The sequence below is a fragment of the Paenibacillus macerans genome (genome assembly GCF_050565405.1).
Classification (GTDB): domain Bacteria; phylum Bacillota; class Bacilli; order Paenibacillales; family Paenibacillaceae; genus Fontibacillus; species Fontibacillus macerans_B.
In genome coordinates this window covers 1-18645 of record NZ_JBNYYG010000057.1, presented here as the reverse complement: position 1 = coordinate 18645, position 18645 = coordinate 1, and the positions used below count along the sequence as shown (strand labels likewise).

Annotated in this window: 14 protein-coding genes; 7 read left to right on the top strand and 7 right to left on the bottom strand. The window is 54.1% G+C overall.

Annotation, left to right across the window (positions count from 1 at the left end):
• Window positions 1–553: 553 nt before the first annotated feature.
• Together ACQ4N8_RS23190 and ACQ4N8_RS23185 are read right to left on the bottom strand one after the other, a co-directional pair.
• Entirely contained in the window at window positions 554–1372 is an 819-nt protein-coding gene (locus tag ACQ4N8_RS23190) for a sugar phosphate isomerase/epimerase family protein (protein WP_430706723.1), read from the bottom strand.
• A gap of 148 nt (window positions 1373–1520) precedes the next feature.
• Window positions 1521–2090, bottom strand: coding sequence for a TetR/AcrR family transcriptional regulator (locus ACQ4N8_RS23185; protein WP_430706722.1), 570 nt, complete (start codon window positions 2088–2090; stop codon window positions 1521–1523).
• Between the two features lie 188 nt (window positions 2091–2278).
• Between ACQ4N8_RS23185 and ACQ4N8_RS23180 the strand changes: the two genes are divergently transcribed.
• From ACQ4N8_RS23180 to ACQ4N8_RS23165, 4 genes are all read left to right on the top strand, one after another.
• Window positions 2279–3757 carry a DHA2 family efflux MFS transporter permease subunit gene (locus tag ACQ4N8_RS23180; RefSeq protein ID WP_430706721.1) on the top strand — a complete coding sequence of 493 codons (1479 nt, stop codon included), beginning with the start codon at window positions 2279–2281 and terminating at the stop codon, window positions 3755–3757.
• Between the two features lie 1102 nt (window positions 3758–4859).
• Entirely contained in the window at window positions 4860–7052 is a 2193-nt protein-coding gene (locus ACQ4N8_RS23175) for a bifunctional 2',3'-cyclic-nucleotide 2'-phosphodiesterase/3'-nucleotidase (RefSeq protein ID WP_430706720.1), read from the top strand.
• 242 nt (window positions 7053–7294) lie between these two features.
• Window positions 7295–8152, top strand: coding sequence for an EAL domain-containing protein (locus tag ACQ4N8_RS23170; protein ID WP_430706719.1), 858 nt, complete (start codon window positions 7295–7297; stop codon window positions 8150–8152).
• A gap of 74 nt (window positions 8153–8226) precedes the next feature.
• On the top strand, window positions 8227–9162 hold the full coding sequence (locus ACQ4N8_RS23165) for a GGDEF domain-containing protein (RefSeq protein WP_430706718.1): 936 nt from the start codon (window positions 8227–8229) through the stop codon (window positions 9160–9162).
• 26 nt (window positions 9163–9188) lie between these two features.
• On the opposite strand, the gene ACQ4N8_RS23160 is transcribed toward ACQ4N8_RS23165, so the two are convergent.
• Window positions 9189–9674: a pyridoxamine 5'-phosphate oxidase family protein gene (locus ACQ4N8_RS23160; RefSeq protein WP_430706717.1), complete on the bottom strand. Its 486-nt coding sequence runs from the start codon at window positions 9672–9674 to the stop codon at window positions 9189–9191.
• Between the two features lie 118 nt (window positions 9675–9792).
• Between ACQ4N8_RS23160 and ACQ4N8_RS23155 the strand changes: the two genes are divergently transcribed.
• From ACQ4N8_RS23155 to ACQ4N8_RS23145, 3 genes are all read left to right on the top strand, one after another.
• Window positions 9793–10401 (top strand): hypothetical protein, encoded by a 609-nt coding sequence (locus ACQ4N8_RS23155; RefSeq protein ID WP_430706716.1) that lies wholly within the window; start codon window positions 9793–9795, stop codon window positions 10399–10401.
• Window positions 10402–10612: 211 nt separating this feature from the next.
• On the top strand, window positions 10613–11563 hold the full coding sequence (locus ACQ4N8_RS23150; protein ID WP_430706715.1) for a transposase: 951 nt from the start codon (window positions 10613–10615) through the stop codon (window positions 11561–11563).
• 29 nt (window positions 11564–11592) lie between these two features.
• Complete coding sequence (locus tag ACQ4N8_RS23145) at window positions 11593–12105, top strand: transposase (protein WP_430706714.1); 513 nt, start codon at window positions 11593–11595, stop codon at window positions 12103–12105.
• Between the two features lie 647 nt (window positions 12106–12752).
• Here the strand turns inward: ACQ4N8_RS23145 and ACQ4N8_RS23140 are convergent.
• The 4 genes from ACQ4N8_RS23140 to ACQ4N8_RS23125 form a co-directional block, all read right to left on the bottom strand.
• Window positions 12753–15137, bottom strand: a complete 2385-nt coding sequence (locus ACQ4N8_RS23140) for a phosphoketolase family protein (protein WP_430706713.1) — start codon at window positions 15135–15137, stop codon at window positions 12753–12755.
• Between the two features lie 244 nt (window positions 15138–15381).
• Complete coding sequence (locus tag ACQ4N8_RS23135; protein ID WP_430706712.1) at window positions 15382–16110, bottom strand: GntR family transcriptional regulator; 729 nt, start codon at window positions 16108–16110, stop codon at window positions 15382–15384.
• Between the two features lie 199 nt (window positions 16111–16309).
• Window positions 16310–17251, bottom strand: coding sequence for an SMI1/KNR4 family protein (locus ACQ4N8_RS23130; protein WP_430706711.1), 942 nt, complete (start codon window positions 17249–17251; stop codon window positions 16310–16312).
• A gap of 189 nt (window positions 17252–17440) precedes the next feature.
• A complete protein-coding gene (locus tag ACQ4N8_RS23125) occupies window positions 17441–18358 on the bottom strand; it encodes a DUF4180 domain-containing protein (RefSeq protein ID WP_430706710.1) in 918 nt (305 codons plus the stop codon).
• Between the last annotated feature and the right edge of the window lie 287 nt (window positions 18359–18645).

Genomic DNA, 18645 nt, shown 5'->3' with positions numbered 1-18645 from the left:
CATAAGAAAAACGCCTAACGGCGTCCTCGGCTGGCGCTAACTTCTCCCCTGTGTGCTTTTAGAGGATGGGTATGGGGTCCCCCCATACCCATCCTCTCTCCTGTACTACTGCGAGTCGCCTTTCTGCTTATCATCAGATCAAGAAATAGATGCGAATCTGCAGTTATTTTCGCCAATCCAGCCCGAACTGCCAGGTTTGCCGTATAATAAGTACACTTCTGCACATTTGCAATAATTTGAGCAAGATAAGATGTCCCGGAAAATTCCTGTACGATCCGTGCAACCCCTTATAGGGTTCGTGCCTTGGTGTCCCTCTTGCTGCCTTTGCACGATTATCCCTTTCGTTCAGGGGGCCCAGGGGCCCGGAGTGAGGCGAGCTCTTTCCATTTCTCGGCTATCTGATCCAAGGGGATAATCATGCAAAGCGTCCGGCAGCGTCTGTTGATTTTCGAAAGATTACAGACCTCTTTTAGAGTTAGCTTTTCTTCCGATATCTGAAACCTTCCCTCGAAGTTTATAATACAATCTGATATTCACTTCATGTTCCACAAACTCAGAAGCCTCTTCCCTCCCGCACAAACCGCGCGGCGGCAGCGCACTGCTCCTCGGTTACCGCCTCCAGGGTCACAAACCCATGCGGCTTGTACTGCTCCAGCAGCCTCCAAAATAACGGATAATTTAGTTCTCCAAGTCCGGCGGCGGTTTCGATCAGGTCGCCGTTCGCGTCGCGCTTCAAGTCCTTGGCATGGGCGCTGACGATGCGGGGGCCGAACAGCTCGAAGGCCAACCGGGTGATTTCATCCTGCCGCTCGAAGTTGGCGGCGTTCAGCAAATTGCACGGATCGAGGACAACGCCCACGCATGAGGACGGGAAGCGTTCAAGCGTTTGAGCCATCGTTTCCGGGGAATCGACCAGGTGGCCTTGCGCAGCTTCCAGGCCGATGGTGACGCCCCAACGTTCCGCTTCTTCGACCAGTTCCTCCAACGCGCGGTCGAGCCGCTCCCCATATTCGGGCAGGCGGCTGCGGTCCGCCGGCTTGCCGACTTCGGTCGCCACGATCGGCGCCCCGAAGTGCCGCGCATAACGCAGATGCTCCTTGAACCGGTCCACATTATGCCGATAGCTCTCGTCGTCCAGGTCGATCAGGCTGGCGTAGCAGCCCAGCACGGCGATCCGCACCCGGTTGTCCGCGAAGGCGCCGCCTACCTCGCAGGCTAAACCCGGGCTTATTTTTCCAAGCGAAAAATCCACGTCCGAAACCGCTTTGGACAACGCCAACTGCACGTACGGAAAATCAAATGCGGCCACCTTCGCCGCTAACTCCCGAAAGGGCTGTTTCCCTAGCAAATGCGCCAAAATACCGACCGACATCAAAACTCTCCTCCTTCGTTTCATTTGATAGGTATAAGTTAAATTCGCCCTGTTTCGGAAAATTCCTATAAATTCGTCCTCTTTAGCATAGACAAATTCATCCCGGGGAAAAGCTTCTATATCTTATCAAAAACCAAACGCCGAGCAATCAGGCCTTAGTGTTGCTGTTTCTTCTATACATCTGGTTGATTTGGTTAGCCAGGTAACTCGGACTATACGGGGTGCCTTCTTGAATCCACCACGTTACGATGCCAAGCGACGAGGCGGCAATGATTTGAATGGGAACTTGTTTCGCAGGCTCCGCCGGCTTCCTGCGCTCTCGCCGGATCGAAACGATATCGGTGAGGATTGCGAATAATCGATGGCGAAACTCCTTATTCTCCAACATTACTTGGAATAGCGGCGCATGCTCATAAATGTGCTCGAGAAAGGAGACAAGGGGCAGGTTCTCCTTGGACGGGCCGATTTCGGAAAGGGGGTGGATTCTTCTGGCCAATTCGTCCAGAACTTCGTTCGTCAACTGCTCCAGCAAATCCTCGACATCGCGATAATGCAAATAAAACGTGGCGCGGTTTAATTCCGCACGATCCGCTAAGCTCTGAACGGTTACTTTATGGTGATCGGCGTTTTCTTGCAGCAGTGATATCAGCGCCTCTTTAAACATGCGCTTGCTTCGAATGACTCGAGGGTCCAGCTTTTCCTCCCGGTTGATAGACATTTCATTTCTCCTTTGACGATCAAGCGCAATATGTTCGACACTTACCCGGTAAACTGTCAATTAATCTACACTTATCCGCAAAGTGTAAATGGTCTTTTGAACCATTGCGTGGTAGTATTTTTTATCGACAGAATATCAATTACTTGACGATCCGTCAATTAGTTGGCGCCAGCGAAAGGAGAACCACCATGGATACGTCGCCTCCGCGGATTAATAAAAAGATCCTGATGCCCGTCCTGCTCCTGGGTTCGTTTTTATCTATTTTGAACCAGACGATACTTAACGTCGCCTTGCCCGACTTAATGAAGGAATTTGCAATTACCGCAACGACCGTTCAATGGCTGATCACCGGCTTTATGCTGGTCAACGGCATTTTAGTTCCGGTAACGGCTTTCCTGATGCAACGATTTTCCACCCGTCAGCTGTTTATCAGTTCCATGGTCTTGCTGTTGGTTGGGACGTTCATTAATGCGATAGCACCGAGTTTTGCCTTTTTATTAACGGGGCGGCTGATTCAAGCCGCGGGCGCCGGTATTATCATGCCTCTGTTGATGATGGTCGTGTTGGTGGTGTTCCCCAAGGAAGGCCGCGGAGCGGCCATGGGACTCATCGGTCTCGCCATGATCGTCGCGCCCGCAATCGGTCCGACCTTGGCCGGCGTCGTGATTGAACATCTTTCCTGGCGTTGGATTTTTATCGGGATGCTGCCGCTGGTCGCGATCGTGATCCCGTTGGCTTTGAAATATCTGGTGAATGTCTCGGAAACGTCGAAACCGAAGCTCGATATCGTCAGCATCGTCTTTTCGACCGCAGGCTTCGGCGGGATCCTGTTTGGATTCAGCAACGCGGGCAACAAAGGCTGGGGCAGCCTCGAAGTGTTGTCCTGTTTGATTGTCGGCGTCATTTTCCTGTTCATGTTCTGCCGGCGGCAGTGGACTTCAGCCGATCCGCTCATGGATTTGCGGGTTTTCAAAGACAAGATGTATGCAACCACGACGATCATCAGCGTGATGATTATGATGGTCATGTACGCGGATATGATATTGCTGCCGATTTACTTGCAGACTAGCAGAGGTTTCTCTGTTCTTGATACCGGCTTGCTGTTGCTTCCGGGGGCACTAATCAACGCGTTAATGTCGCCGATATCCGGACGTTTATTGGATAAATTCGGGGTTAAGCCCATAGCGATCATAGGTCTGCTCTTTACGATTCCTGCCATGTGGGGAGTCACGCATTTAACCGAAACGACGACGTACACCTACCTGTTAATTCGAACGATCATCTTGCGAATCGGTTTGAGCTTCCTGACGATGCCGCTTAATACCGCCGGACTGAATGCACTTCCGAAACACATGAATGCTCACGGTTCAGCCGTGACGAATACGGTCCGGCAAGTGGCGGGAGCGATGGGGACGGCACTGGTCGTCACGATTTTTACGGCGAGAACCCAAAGCCATGCCGCCGGGTTGATGGAATCCGGCCATGCGCTGTCCCCGGCTCGACTGAAGGAGATGTCGTCGATTCTCGGCACGAACGACGCTTATCTTTTTATGGCTGTTTTAAGCATCGTTACCCTTGTTGTAACGATATTTATGCCTAATCAAAGGGGAGGATCGAATCGGCAAGGAATCCAAGAGAAAACAAAGGAACACGTTGAAGGGTCCTAAGGCGATAGGAGACGACCCCGGTCGTTTTTCGGCTTATTCAAGGCTAGTTCAGCTACTTCTTATGCCAATCGACCATTTCAAAAGGGGGAAAGAGGTTCATTACAAAGTACTAGCAGCTTCGCAAGGTGACCAAACCATACAGTGTTTATCCAATTGATGAAGCCTGCTGAAAAGGATGTTACCGGCAATGGGCAGTCGCTGAAAGAACTGAGGAGACGAATGCTGTTTTAGCTTTCTTTTCGGATCCTGTTAGCTACTATTTACGCTAAAATGATAAATCCCCCAAAGGGGGATGTTTGAAATGAGTTTACTCAAATGAAATGATAGTTCAGCTTTAATGTTCTAAATGAAGGTTGTTATGACCCACCAATAGTAAATTGAATTACTCCTATTAAAAATAGCAATAACCAAATAGAAATAATGATAACAAGAACTTTTTTGATGACTTTCCATTTTTTATCATGAGAATCCACTCCAATCTGTGGATGAGTCGCATGACCGGACTCTGGATATCCTCGCGCATTCCCCTAACGGATTACCCTCCCATGTCTATTGTTTTATTGTTTACATGAAAATCCTACCATATAAAATATCAATTCGCCTACTATAATAGTATTTATATACCATTTTTTACATGTCAAGGGGTATTTGTTGTCTCCATCTATCCCTTTTGAGAATAATCTCTACTTTTAAACAAAAACCTTAGCCTTTCGCCACCCCTTCAGGGATAGTATGGGTTGGGATATCAAGCTTATTTAGAGTAAAGGGTACTAAGACAGTCCCAGCGTCTGCTTCCTCAAACCAGTCTATCCAAAGCATAGTCGAGAAAATGCCCTCATAGTGCATGTACTCCTAGAAATGGTTCACATTGTGCCAATAACTCTCCTCAACTACACCTATCAGGTTCTCTTAACTGCCTTGATGGGTTTAAACATTACGCTTTGTACCCCCTGCACAATCTGTTAATCCCGCTTACCAAATAGAAAATTCCCCCATGACAATCCCTACCATTTCATTTAAAATATTATAGTCAATTTAAAATATTTTTTCGGCAAGTTTCTTCGCACCATTCTAGTAGGGAGCATCCAAATTCGAAGGAGGAATGAACTTGTACAAACCCCGCAGTCCTAAATTCATCCTGATCGCATCCTTGCTGACGGCCAGCCTGGCCGCGCTGCCTTTCTCGGCGTTCGCAGCGGAGGGGAGCAGCGGCGCAACCGTCGAGCTCCGCATCATGGAGACGACCGACCTGCACGTGAACATCGTCAACTACGACTACTTCGCGGACAAGCCGACTGACGAATACGGTCTGGCCAAGACCGCGACTCTGATCAAGCAGGCCCGCGCGGAAGCGAAAAATAGCCTGCTCATCGACAACGGCGACCTGATTCAGGGCAACCCGCTGGGCGATTACGTCGCGACGGTGGACAAGCTGCAGGAAGGCGAAACGCATCCGGTCTACAAGGCGATGAACTTGCTCGATTATGACGCCGGCAACTTCGGCAACCACGAATTCAACTACGGCCTGGACTTCCTGAAGACCGCCGTGGCAGGCTCGGATTTCCCTTACGTCAACGCCAACATCTACCTGGACGATAAGGATAAAGACCCTTCGAACGACAAAAACGCCTTCACCCCGTACCTCATCCTCGACAAAGAGGTGACCGACAGCACGGGCGCGAAGCACACGCTGAAGGTCGGAATCATCGGCTTCGTACCGCCGCAGATCATGTCGTGGGACAAGGCGAAGCTGGAAGGCAAAGTCATTACGAAGGATATCGTGGAAACGGCGGAGAAATTCGTGCCGCAGATGAAAAAAGAAGGCGCCGACCTCATCATCGCGGTGCCGCACTCCGGCTTCGAGGACATCCCGCAAACCGAGCTGATGGAGAACTCGGTCCTCTACCTGAGCAAGGTGGAAGGCATTAACGCGATCCTGTTCGGCCACGCGCATAAGGTGTTCCCGGACGCTTCCTTCGAAGGCAAAACCGGCGTCGACCTCGCCAAAGGGACGATCAACGGCGTGCCTGCCGTAGAACCCGGCTATTGGGGCAACAACCTCGGAATCATCGACCTGACGCTGGAGCAATCCGGCGGCGCCTGGACGGTGAAAAACTCCAAAGTGGCCGTGAAGCCGATCTTCGACACCGTGAACAAAAAGCCGCTGGTGGACGCGGACCAAACGATCTGGGACGCGATCGAGGAGGATCACGAGCATACGCTCGAGTACGTCCGCGGCCCGGTCGGCAAGACGAGCGCGCCAATCAATAGCTGGTTCGCCCTGATTCAGGACGACCCTTCGATCCAAATCGTCACCAACGCGCAGAAATGGTACGTGGAGAAGCATCTGCAAGGCACGGAATATGAAGGCGTGCCGGTGCTGTCGGCCGGGGCTCCGTTCAAAGCCGGCGGACGCCAAGGTGCGAACTACTACACGAACATTCCGGCCGGCGACATCGCCATCAAGAACGTGGCCGACCTGTACCTGTACTCCAACACGGTGAACGCCGTGCTGGTGAACGGCGCCGAACTGAAGGAATGGCTCGAATGGTCCGCGGGACAGTTCAACCAAATCGATCCGGCCAAAACGGGAGAGCAAGAACTGGTGAACTACGATTTCCCGACGTACAACTTCGACGTGATCGACGGCGTGACGTATCAAATCGACGTGACGCAGCCGGCCAAGTACGACGCCAAGGGCGGCGTACTGAACGAGAAATCGAGCCGCATCGCCAATCTGTCGTATAACGGCAAACCGATTGATCCGGCGCAAAAATTCGTCGTCGCCAGCAACAACTACCGCGCTTCGTCCAGCAAGTTCGCGAACCCGGACGGCAAGCGGATCATCCTGGCGTCGCCGGACGAAAACCGCCAAGTGATCATCGATTACATCCGTTCGAACGGCACGATCAATCCGGCCGCGGACGGCAACTGGTCGCTCGCTCCGTTCGGCAAGGCCAACGTGACGTTCGAGACTTCGCCGGCCGCCAAAGAGACGGCCGCGAAGGAAAGCGAACTGGCGTACCTCGCCGATACCAAGGAAGGTTACGCCAAGTTCAAGCTGAGCTCGGCAGCCGAAGCACCGGCCGAGCCGGCTAAGCCTGCTCCGGCACCAACGCCAGCACCGGCTCCTTCGGCCGGGACGGACACCGTCTATACCGTCAAGAAGGGCGACACCCTGTACGACATCGCCCTTGAGCACAAGACAACGTGGCAAGCCCTCGCCAAGTATAACAAACTGGCGAACCCGCATCTGATCCGCATCGGGCAGAAAATTTTAATTCCGGTGAAATAACGGGCCGCTGCGCCTGAACTATCCAGAGAGCTGCCTCCAAGGTCGCGATGCGACCCGGAGACGGCTCTTTTTTTCGAGATTCCCTCGATTCCGCCCCTTGGATGGACCGGACGCGCCAGATTTTACCTTGAGTTAACACGCCGTTAACCCCGACTGGCTATCCAAGTGGTACCATCGGACTATAGAGACGAGCCTGACGCAATCCCGCTCTCGATTTTACGGGCATAAAGGATGAATCCGACATGAAATCGCCGCTCTTTCCCTCCGAGGAACATAGCGGTCTGTATAACTACATGACCTACTTCTATCATGCAACCCGTCATTATCTTCTGTCCGGCAGAAGATTCCACGCGCTGCAGAATATCATCCGAGATCAAACGCTCACGACGCATTTCCAGCCGATTCTGAATTTGCAGGAAGGCGGTTGCCTTGGTTATGAGGTGCTGAACCGTCCTCCGGCTTCCGCCTTGTTTCCCAATACCGAGTCTTTTTACGATTTTATCGGGCATACCGACCAGGTATTCGCGTTCGAACGTTTTTGCCGCGACATCTCCTTCAATCGCTTCCGGATGGCCCTGATCCGGGCGCGCAAGCCGGCGGACACGGTCGTGTTCGTCAACATCCATCCGCAGGTGTTGTCCGACCCCGGCTACCGGAGCGGGGAAACGATCCAGCTGTTGTCCCGGTATGGCTTGTCCCCGCAGCAGGTCGTGTTCGAGCTGACCGAAAAGCAGGCGGTTCACGACTACGTGGCCTTCGAACGCATTCTGTCCCATTACCGCGCCCAAGGTTTCCGCATCGCGATCGACGACGCCGGTTCCGGCTACAACAGCTTGAAGGCGATCGTCAGTTTGAAGCCCGAGTTCATCAAAATCGACAAGTCGCTGATCCGGCATATCCATCTCCATCCCAATCAGCAGCGCATCGTGAAATTGCTTCAGGAGTTTGCGGCCGAATCCGGCACCTACATTATCGCCGAGGGGATCGAAGAACGGGAGGAACTCGCGTTTCTGCGCCAAGAAGGCATCGAATACGGGCAGGGGTATGCCCTCGGCAAACCGGCCACGGAAATGGGAGACGCTTTTTTACCGCCCGCGTAATTGGAATCGGATGCATCCTGGGCTTGGTCTAAAGGATCGGCGATGGTTCGATGAGAGGAAAGGTGAACGTTTTGTTGACGAAGATCGGCGAAATAGCGGAGACGATTCCCGTCGTCGCCCCCGAAACGAAGTGCGGCACGGTCAACAATCTGTTTAAGCAAAGTCCCCAGCTGGAGGGGATCGCGGTAGTAGGGAATGACGGCAGCCCGTCGCTGCTGATGCGGGCCCGCTTTTTCCAACTGCTCGCCACGCAATACGGGTACCACGTGTACATGGGCCGCCCCGTCATGCTTGTCGTCAACAGCAGCCCGTTGATCGTCGATGGGGACGAGCCGATCACGGAGGTCAGCATCCGAGCGATGAGCCGGGCGGAAGAGGAGCTGTACGACGGCGTGCTGGTGATGCGCGAAGGCCGCCTGTACGGGTTCGTCAGCATTCGCCGATTGCTGCTGGAGGTGGCGAATGTCCGGGCGGAAATCGCGAGTTTCCTGAACCCGCTGACCGGCCTGCCCGGCAACCGGATGATCGACGACTGGCTGCAGCAATCGACCCGGCAGGAACAATTCAGCGTCCTCTACATCGACCTCGACCATTTCAAGTCTTACAATGACAATTATGGGTTCAAAATGGGCGACTCGCTCATCCAAGCGACGGCGGGCTTGCTGCGCGAGCAATTCTCCGGCCAGGGCTCCTTCCTCGGACATATCGGCGGCGACGATTTCATCGCCATCTTGAACCACCACAATTATCAATTCGCCTGCAGCAAAGTCATCGACGGATTCGAGCAGATGAAGAAGGATTATTACAGCAAGGAAGACCTCAAGAACAATTACGTGCTGGGCGAGGGGCGCTCCGGCCTGTATGGCCCTATTCCGCTCGTCTCCATTTCCATCGCCGTCGTGACGAACCTCAACCGCAGCTTTGAGAGCATGGAGCAAATCGTCGAAGAGGCCACCCGGATGAAGAAAATATGCAAATCCCGCCCGGGCAGCGTCAGCATGGCGAATTAGCCTCATGGGAGATGGTCAAGCCCCGCTTACAGCTTCACTGTTTTGTTCAGCTCGGCTTCGGTTTCGGCGCCGGTCAGTTGGGAGAACATCCGCTTGACCATTTTGACGATATTGCCGGTTTCCCAGTATTCCGCCGCTTCGGCCTTCACTTTAATCAGAATCAGATTCGGATCGTCGCTGGTGGTATGCAGAAATTTGGCGTAGGCGGGGTTCCAGAATTGCTTGATCTTCTCCCGGTCATCGACCACTTCGGCGGTTCCGCGTACCGAAACGTAAGAGTTCCCCACGTACGACACGTTGACGTTCGGATGCTGCTTGAGCTGGGTGTATTTGTCCGTTTCCTCTTTCGTCAAGAACCACAGATCGCCGTCGAATTCGACCTCCTGGGTTTTCATCGGACGCGACACCAGTCCCTCCTGCGTGACGGTCGTCAGCATGGCGATTTCGATTCCTTTGATCAAATTCCGGACCGTTTCCACGGCCTCCCGGTGCGCCACTTGATCATGCATCATGTCTAATTCCCTCCGTTAAGTTGATTTGGGTGGATCCGCTTCTCCGTTAGGTTGAGCCGAAGACGGAAAAAATAAACAAAATAAACCCGCATGGTCCCCCAACCGCGAACTGAAACTTTTGCCCTTTTACATCGTCTATATTAACGGCAGCACGGCCAGCGTGCGTTCGCCGCTCAGCGCCGCCCAGTCGGCCGTCCTGGCCGACGGTTCGCTGCCGGATGCGCGTCGGTTGGTGATTGATCAGGTGATCGGAGATAAGCTGCGATACAAGCAAGAGCCGCTGGTCTACCGATTCGAAAGCGAATATATGGGGTATACGGCCCTGTTTCCCGAAGGGGAGGCGCTGCGCGGTTACCTGATTCGGGGGAATACGGTATCGCGGTTCGAATTCAAGGACGATTTTCCCGAGGTGGTCTGGCAGGCGCAAGTGAAAGAAAGCGATTCCCTGAACCTGTTCTTGCAAGGTAAATGGACGGGAGCGAAAGGCGACAATCCCAAGATCGGCAAAGCTTATTACGCCTACTCCGCCGGCGGTTGGGGAGACAGCTGGAATGAAGAGAGCGGTCGGATCGGCCTGAACGGACAATTCACGGCAACCGGCTACAAACGAATGGTCGGTGGCGGCGTTACGGAGGAAAGCGGTCAGATCGTATACGCCAACCCCGGCGAACAAAGGCAGGAGACGGTCCAATTCGCCAAGCCGGCAGGCGGACCGAAACTTCCCTAACCGCAAAAGGAACCCCGGCCGCTCGGAAAACGGCAAGGGGTTCCATGGGGCTGGCCCGTGGACGTACGGCCGGTGCCTTTCTATGGCCAAGCCCGCCGCCGAGCGAGAAAATATTGTATATCAGAGTCAATTTCATAAATCAAACCCCTTACTATGACTGGTTTTTCAAGGTATAAAAAAGGGAGTACCTCCCCAAATCTCGAAGTAATAGGTGACCAAACCAACACCCGAGAAAAAGGAGGTAATCCTTATCTATTCCATTCGACAAGGCGAACTTTTTTCCTTCAAGGAATTGTTACAAATGCAGCCTGAGGATAAATATAGCCAGATCTTTGAGCATTTGAACCTCGCACCGGTGATGCAATCATTAAGAAAAAAACACGGTCGCGGGCGGCCGGAGGAATTGAATGTACCGGCCATGATCTATTCGCTGCTCATAGCGAAAATGGAGGGCGTCGAATATGTGTCCTCCCTAGTCAGACGGCTCAAGTCCAGCGAAGAATTTCGAGTCCAGTGCCGGTTTACCGGATCCAACCGCATACCCAGCGAGGCCTCCTATTCGCGTCTGATCCATGCACTGCAACAGAATGGGCTTCTCGAGAAGCTGCAGGATCGTCTGGTGCTGTCCGCCATGGAGGAAGGATTCGTATCTGGTACGCATATCGCCGTCGATTCCTCCATTGTCGAGGCTTGGGACTGCCAATTCAGCGAGTCCGCCTCCAAACGCCGTGCCGCTCGCCGTTCCCCAAAACAAAATGAAGGGCCGGCGGCAGAGCAACTGCAACTGGATATGGCTGAGTCGCAAACCCAGCCCGTGAGCGAGCAGCCCAAGAAACCGGTCTACCCGCGGGGACGTGTCTCTGCCGAAGAAAAAGAGCGCCGGAGCAAAGAACGGGAAGCCTACGAAGCGAGCCTGGGACCGTTTGAGAAGAAAGTAGAGGACATGCTGTCCTACACGTACGATGAACTACTCGCCGCGTTGCCCCGGCAGGCCGCGCGCTGCGACAAGAAAAATTCCAAGGGCCGGCTCACCAGTTGGTATGGTTTTAAAGCGAATGTGCTGGTCGATACCGACCGCCAGTACATCCTCAGCGGCGTATTCAGCTCGGCGAACCCGAACGACCAGCGTATGGCGATCCTGCTGCTCAAGGGCCTACCCTGAAGTTTCCCCTGCTTCAGGTGAAGCACGTCTTGGGAGACAAAGGTTACGACAGCAAGGCGATCTACCAGTTGATTCACTCGCTAGGCGCCTACCCGGTCATTGATATGATCCACCATACGGAGCCGCCCGAGGGGATGAACCGGGATTACAATCCCGTTTGCAAAGAGGGCCATGCTTACCGGTACGACAGTTTTGATGCCAAGTACAAGACCCTTCGGTATACCCTGCCAAGCGAGTGCAAGGAATGTCCATTTGCCGAGTCTGGCTGCCAGAAGGTCTTTAAGATCCGCATGGAAACAGATCTGCGCAAGCACACTTATCCGGCTAGAGGAAGCGAGAGCTTTGTGAAGCTATACAAGAAGCGAACCGCTGTGGAGCGTGTATTTGCCTACCTCAAGGAATACTTCAGCATGAAACGCACACGTCACCGCGGCGTTCGAGCGAGTGTAGATTTCCAGCTAAGCACGTTGGCCTATAATCTCAGCAAGTTTGCATTAGACAAGTTAAACAAGCAGTTGAGCCAGCCTGGGCAAGTCGCCTGATTTTTAAAAAAGTGATCTCGGATTTTGGACGGGTATGCCCTCCAGTAAACTGAATTATGAAATTGACTCTGAAATACAACATTCTCGGCACCCGGTCCGGCAACCATGGTTCGGAGGCGGTTCAAGGCGGCGGTTCAATCCGCAGGAAAGTTACCGCCCCTCTGACGCCGCGTTCCCTCATAACGGCCGTAATGACGCTATTCGCCCATTTCCCGGTTATTTCCCGTCGTAACGGACTCCAAAGACGTTATTCAAGTGCCAAGTCCGTAATTCGGGCCTATTTGCAGCAAATAGCGTCTCCTCAGTCCGTTAAAATCGGGAATCGGCCATTTAGGGTCCATTAGCGTCTCTGGTGTCCGTTAGCGTACGAGGCACCCCCTTGGCTGTCGGAGAGGTGGCGCCCTGGCGGCAGGTTCCATGGCAGGGATACTCTTATAGCGGCCAACAGGTACGAAGGGAACCGGAGCTTTGCCAGAGATCGGCCCTGCTGCCCTGCTCTACCCAGGCCACCTGCCATCACCGCCCTGCGCCTGCTCATCCTGCACCTGCTCATCGTGCGCCTGCATCGCTGCCCCGACTGCGTCCTCAAACAAAACTGCCTGCTCCCAAAGGGAGCAGGCAGTTGCATGTTTTCCTCGCAACGCTTCTTATTTCAGCGGCTTCCAAACCCAGTTGTCCACTTCCGGCAGATCGATGCCTTCCTCGCGGATGTACTCGTGGTGCTTCTGCACCATCGCGTCCATTTCGGCCGCGATCGAGGCATATTGGCCGGCGTTCGGCAGGCTCAATACGGCTTCCTTCACCAGGTCGAAACGGTCCATTTGGTTCACGACGCGCATATCGAACGGGGTCGTGATATCGCCGTTTTCGCGGTAGCCGTGGACGTGCAGGTTATGGTTATGGCGGTCGAAGAACAGGTCCTTGATCAAGCCTTCATAACCGTGGAACGCGAACACGACCGGTTTGTCCTTGGTGAAGAACGCGTCGAATTCGTCGTCGGACAAGCCGCGCGGGTCCAGCTTCTGGCTTCTCAGCTTGAGCAGGTCGACCACGTTGATGTAACGGATTTTGAGATCCGGCAGTTTTTCGTGCAGGATGCTGATCGCCGCCAAGCTCTCCATCGTCGGCTCCGTACCTGCGGAAGCAAATACGATATCCGGTTCGCCCCCTTGGTCGGTGCTGGCCCAATCGATCACCTTCAAGCCCTTGCTTACCAGCTCCGCCGCTTCATCCGCCGTAAACCACTGCGGGCGCGGATGTTTGGACGACACGATCAGGTTGATCTTCTGGCGGTCGTTAAGAATCGTATCGAACACCGCCAGCAAGGAGTTCGCGTCCGCCGGCAGATACTCGCGGATGAATTCCGGTTTCTTGTCGGCCAAGTGGCCGAGCAAGCCCGGATCCTGGTGCGTATAACCGTTATGGTCCTGCTGGAACACCGTCGACGTCGCTACTACGTTCAGGGACGGGATTTCCGCGCGCCAGCCTTGGTCGGTCGCTTTGCGCAGCCATTTAAAGTGCTGGGTGATCATCGAGTCGACCACGCGCAGGAATGCTTCGTAGCTGGCGAAGAAACCATGGCGTCCGGTCAGCACGTAACCTTCGAGCAGGCCTTCCGCTTGGTGCTCGGACAGCTGCGAGTCGATCACCCGGCCGTAAGGGGCCAGGAATTCATCGTTTGGCTCTTTCACGGAGTCCAGCCATTGGCGTTTGGTCACTTCGAATACCGGCCCGAGGCGGTTGGACATTGTTTCGTCCGGTCCGAAAATACGGAAGTTCTGGTTCGCTTCGTTCATTCGAACGACCTCGGCGACGTATTTGCCGAGCACGGCCATGTCCTGAGCGACCACTTTGCCCGGCACGGAGTTATCGAGCGCATAGTCGCGGAAGTCCGGCAGACGCAGGTCTTTGACCAGCTTACCGGCATCGGTCACCGGATTCATGCCCATCCGGCGGTTGCCTTTCGGCAGGATGGCGGCCAGCTCCACGTTCAAGCGGCCGTTCTCGTCGAACAATTCTTGCGGACGATAACTGTTCATCCATTCCAGCAGGGCCGGGGCATGCTGCATGTTCTTCTGATCGACAGGAATCGGAACCTGGTGAGCGCGGAACGAATTTTCGTTCGGCACGCCGCCCCATTCCTTCGGTCCCGTCCAGCCTTTCGGGGAACGGAATACCAGCATCGGCCACACCGGACGGGTAGCGTCCCCGGTTTCGCGGGCATGCTTCTGGATCGCGCGGATTTTCTCGACGATCGTGTCCAGCGCCTTCGCCATCGCCGGATGCATCAACTCGGGATCCTCGCCCTCGACGAAAATCGGCTCCCAGCCCATGCCTTTAAAGTAAGCGGTCATTTCCTCGTTCGTTTGCCGCGACAAAATCGTCGGGTTGCTGATCTTGAATCCGTTCAGGTGCAGAATCGGCAGCGCCGCTCCGTCCGTGATCGGGTTAATGAACCGATTGGAGAACCATGAGGCCGCAAGCGGGCCGGTTTCCGCCTCCCCGTCGCCGACCACGATCGCCGAAATCAGGTCCGGATGGTCCAGTATCGCGCCCACGCCGTGCGAAAGCGAATAGCCCAATTCCCCGCCTTCGTGAATCGACCCCGGCGTTTCCGGCGCGGCATGGGAAGCGATCCCGCCCGGGAAGGAGAACTGCTTGAACAGTTTTTTCAAACCCGGGATGTCTTGCGTAATGTGCGGATAAACCTCCGTGTAGCTGCCGTCCAGGTAAGAGTTCGACACCATCACCTGGCCGCCGTGGCCCGGCCCTTCGATGTAGAACATGTTCAGATCATATTTGCAGATGACCCGGTTGAGGTGGGCGTAAATGAAGTTTTGCCCCGGAATCGTTCCCCAGTGCCCGATCGGTTTCACCTTCACGTCCGATTCCTTCAGCGGCTCGCGGAGCAGCGGGTTGTCCTTCAGGTACAACTGGCCGACCGAGATATAGTTCGTTGCGCGCCAATACGCATCCAGCTTGGACAAATACGTTTTCGAAGAAAAATCGACTTCCGTTACCGATAATGCCATTTCTTCCACTCCCTTATTTTTTCTGATCGATGTTTGTGAATATTTTCACCTATATTTATATAATAACGACCTTTCTAAAAATTGATACGGTCCAATTATGTGAAATATTGAACATACTATGAAATTTAACCGTACCGGAACGCTTGAAATCCCTTGATTTTATAAATTTGCAAATATCGGCTAACTTATGCCCGAAGGGACTCTGCCGAACAGGCAAAAAAAATAAGGCTGAAAAATTTCAGCCTTACCGGTCCTGCACCGAAACGAACGTATTGAATTTCAAATACTTGTAATGAAACCGCATATGGGAAAATTCGAACGGCGTGCCGTTGTCGAGGAAGAAGATCCCCTCCATGATGCTGACGGGTTCATGCTCCGTTAAGTGCAGCAGCTCCCGGTCCTCCGCATGGGACGGCTCGGCGAAAATGGACAAAAACGATTTGGTCACGGCCAGATTCCGCGAGTCCTCCAGATAATTGAAGATCGATCCCTCAATGATCGTCTGGTTCAGATCCTGCACGATTTTGATGGGAATGTACCCGGTCTCGATCATGAAAGGCTCGTCGTCGAACAGGCGCAGACGGATGATCTTATAGACGAAATCATGCGGCTCCAGGAATAGATCGCGCTGCAATTCCTCGGTCGGCGGAATCACCTCGAAGCTGAGCACCTTCACCTTCGGCTTCTTGCCGTGCATCTGGAAGTTGTCGGTGACCCCGAGATTGGAGCCTTCGTAGTTGAAGATGGATTCGTTTTTTATGTATAGCGGGTTGATGAACGTGCCCGAACCGCGTTTTTTGAAAATAATGCCGTCATGCTCCATTTTCGTCAGCGCCCGCTTGACCGAGCTGCGGCTCACCTGGTACGTTTCGCTCAGGCTGCGCTCGTCCGGCAATCGCATGTTCTCGAACCGACCGGCGAAAATTTTCTGCTTCAGGTCGTCTATGATTTGCTTATAGACCAATTGTGCCATGGAGTACCCCTTTTCAGGTCATCTATTCCATCCGGTGGAACCTCTTAACCTACTCTACTCATTCTACCCCTTTTTTGCGGGGCGGAGTAGTGTTTGATGAAGGCGATTTGGCGAAAAAAGCAGGAAAAATAAGCCGCCTGGATATGAAACCCAGGCGGCTCTTAACTAAACTCGCTTCACGATCCGTGCCCATCTTGGGCTAGGCTTGCTCCACGCCCGCCAGCCCGCGAACGAAAGCTTCGAAATCGGGGGCCAGCCGGGTGACTTTTTTGCTCGCCTTGTCCACATAGACCACTTCCGGTTCGCCGTCGTTGCCGAACTCGCGATAATCCAGCATGACTACGCCGGCATCGGATGGCGTATCGCACAGAACCACGCCGAACTCGGGGTAACCCTCTCGCTCGATCGTCGCGCGGCTCCCGGCGGCTCCGCACAGCGAATGCGGCTTCTCGCGCCCGATGCCCAGGATGCCCAAAATTTCGAGCGGCGCACCGGATTCGCCCTGGAAATACCGGTTGCGGGGAATCCCGCCGTTATGTAACTTCATCATGCCGATATAAAAAGCCGGCAGCCGGAACACCAGCTCCTCCTCAACGGAAGCGACCAACTCGTCCGTAGACGGCGCGGACACGTATTGTACCGCAGCGGGATTGCCGTCGTCCCAGAAGCTGTCTAAGTCGAAGTCGCCGCCGGCGGCGAGGACCACGGGAGCCGCTTTAGCCGCTTCGTCCTTGGCTTTCGCTCCGTCCGTTGCAGCTTCATCGTCCGTCTCCGCCTCCGACTCGGCCGCGGCGGTCTTCTCCTCGATCCAGCTCAGGAACTCCAGCGTATCCTCGTCGCCCGGATCCAGCCGATCGGCGTTTCCGAACGCGCTCCGCGCGTCGTCATATTGCTCCAAATAATAGTAGGCCAAGCCGATGCGGTAATGCCACAACGGATCGTTCTCGCCTTCTGCCGCGATCGTCAAGAACTGCTCGACCGCCTCTTCGTAACGCTCGAGATTGTTCAGCGCCCGCCCCAAATGGCTGACCAGCTCGTAATCCCGTTCCTCGGCCGGAACGTCCATGACGGCTTGTACGATTTGTTCGTATTCGTCCTCCTCATGCCACGTCTCCAGCTGTTCCAATAACTCTTCTCTCATCGATCTGCCTCCCAAGCTTAATTTCCTAAAGAAAATTATACCATTGCCGGGGGATGCATCTCCAGCGAAGGCCGCGGAGGGGCAACCGGAGCGCCGAGAGATTATTCCGCCAGAGGCTTGAGTGCCTCCCGTATTATACCGGACGGCCTGCGGACGATAGGGTCCGCAGCCTGACGGCGGTTCAAGGAACTACGTTCCCGCCAGCCATTCCACCGCCTCGTCCTGAGAGTCAAATACCCGAAACACCTTCCCCTGCTTGGACTCGGCCAGCAATTCCTTCATCTTGCCCTTGATCAGGCTTTGGCTGGAAACGACCACGGCGGCTTGAAGCGAAAAGTTCACGAACTTCTGCAGGATGTCCCCCGCCACCCCGGTGCGGAGCTTGAAGAAGTCCTCGGAAAGGGCTTCGGCGTGAAGCACGAGCAGGCCGGTCCCGTGCTCGATGCTCGCCTCCACGAGCTGGATCGCATCCTGTCCGCCGCCGATCGGCGGCTCGGCGGAGGCGACGACGATGATCTTGTGGTCGTTTTTTTCCACGATTTGAATATTCATTGAGTTTGCCCCTTTCTCCTGATCCATGCCAAGCTCCTTACGAAGTTGCCCGATAAAATCCAATTCATTGCGATAAAACCCGAGGGCATGGCCGTGAATTTGATCCCACAGGTAAGCTTCGCGCGCCGTGCGGCGCGGCGAAAAATCGCCCCTGCGCCGGCTCTCCTCCTGCGCAGCGATTTGCAGATAGATTTCCTGCTCGTAGCCGGCAAGAAGGGCGCCTAGTTCGGCGGTGTCCAGCCGGTCCGCCCAAGCGAGCTGAATCAGGAACGTGCTCTTGAACTCGGGCAGCTCGGGCGGCGTCTGAATCCATTGTTTGAGCTCAGCACGGCCTTCGTTCGTAATGGTATAAATCTTCTTCGACGGGGAGCTCTCCTGGTGTTGGACCTCGTTCGTCGCCCAGCCCTCGTCCAGCAGTTCGACCAATGCCTTGTAGATCTGATTGTTGTTCCCGGACCAAGGCATGAACGGCGAATCCTGTATGATCTTTTTCAAATCATAGCCGGTGAGGGACTGGCTGCTCAAAATTCCCAAGATCGCGTACTTGATGGACATTGAATTCACCTCTATATCGATAACCTATGTTAATAGTAACATATGATCCTAAAAATGCAACCAACAATATAAGGCTTCTATCGAAGCCTTCTCGGAGTCGTCAATCCTTTATTTGCGGTAACTTTCTTGCGTATCAGACGGCTACCACTCGGAGTTTTAGGAATAAGGGACTTCTATGCATTAGCGGTGCATTAACATCCGAGGCTCTGCTTCCCCAACCCAGGATGCCGAAAGGATCAGGCGAGAAATATATACGAAAAATCGAATAGAATTCGCTGTTTTCGACG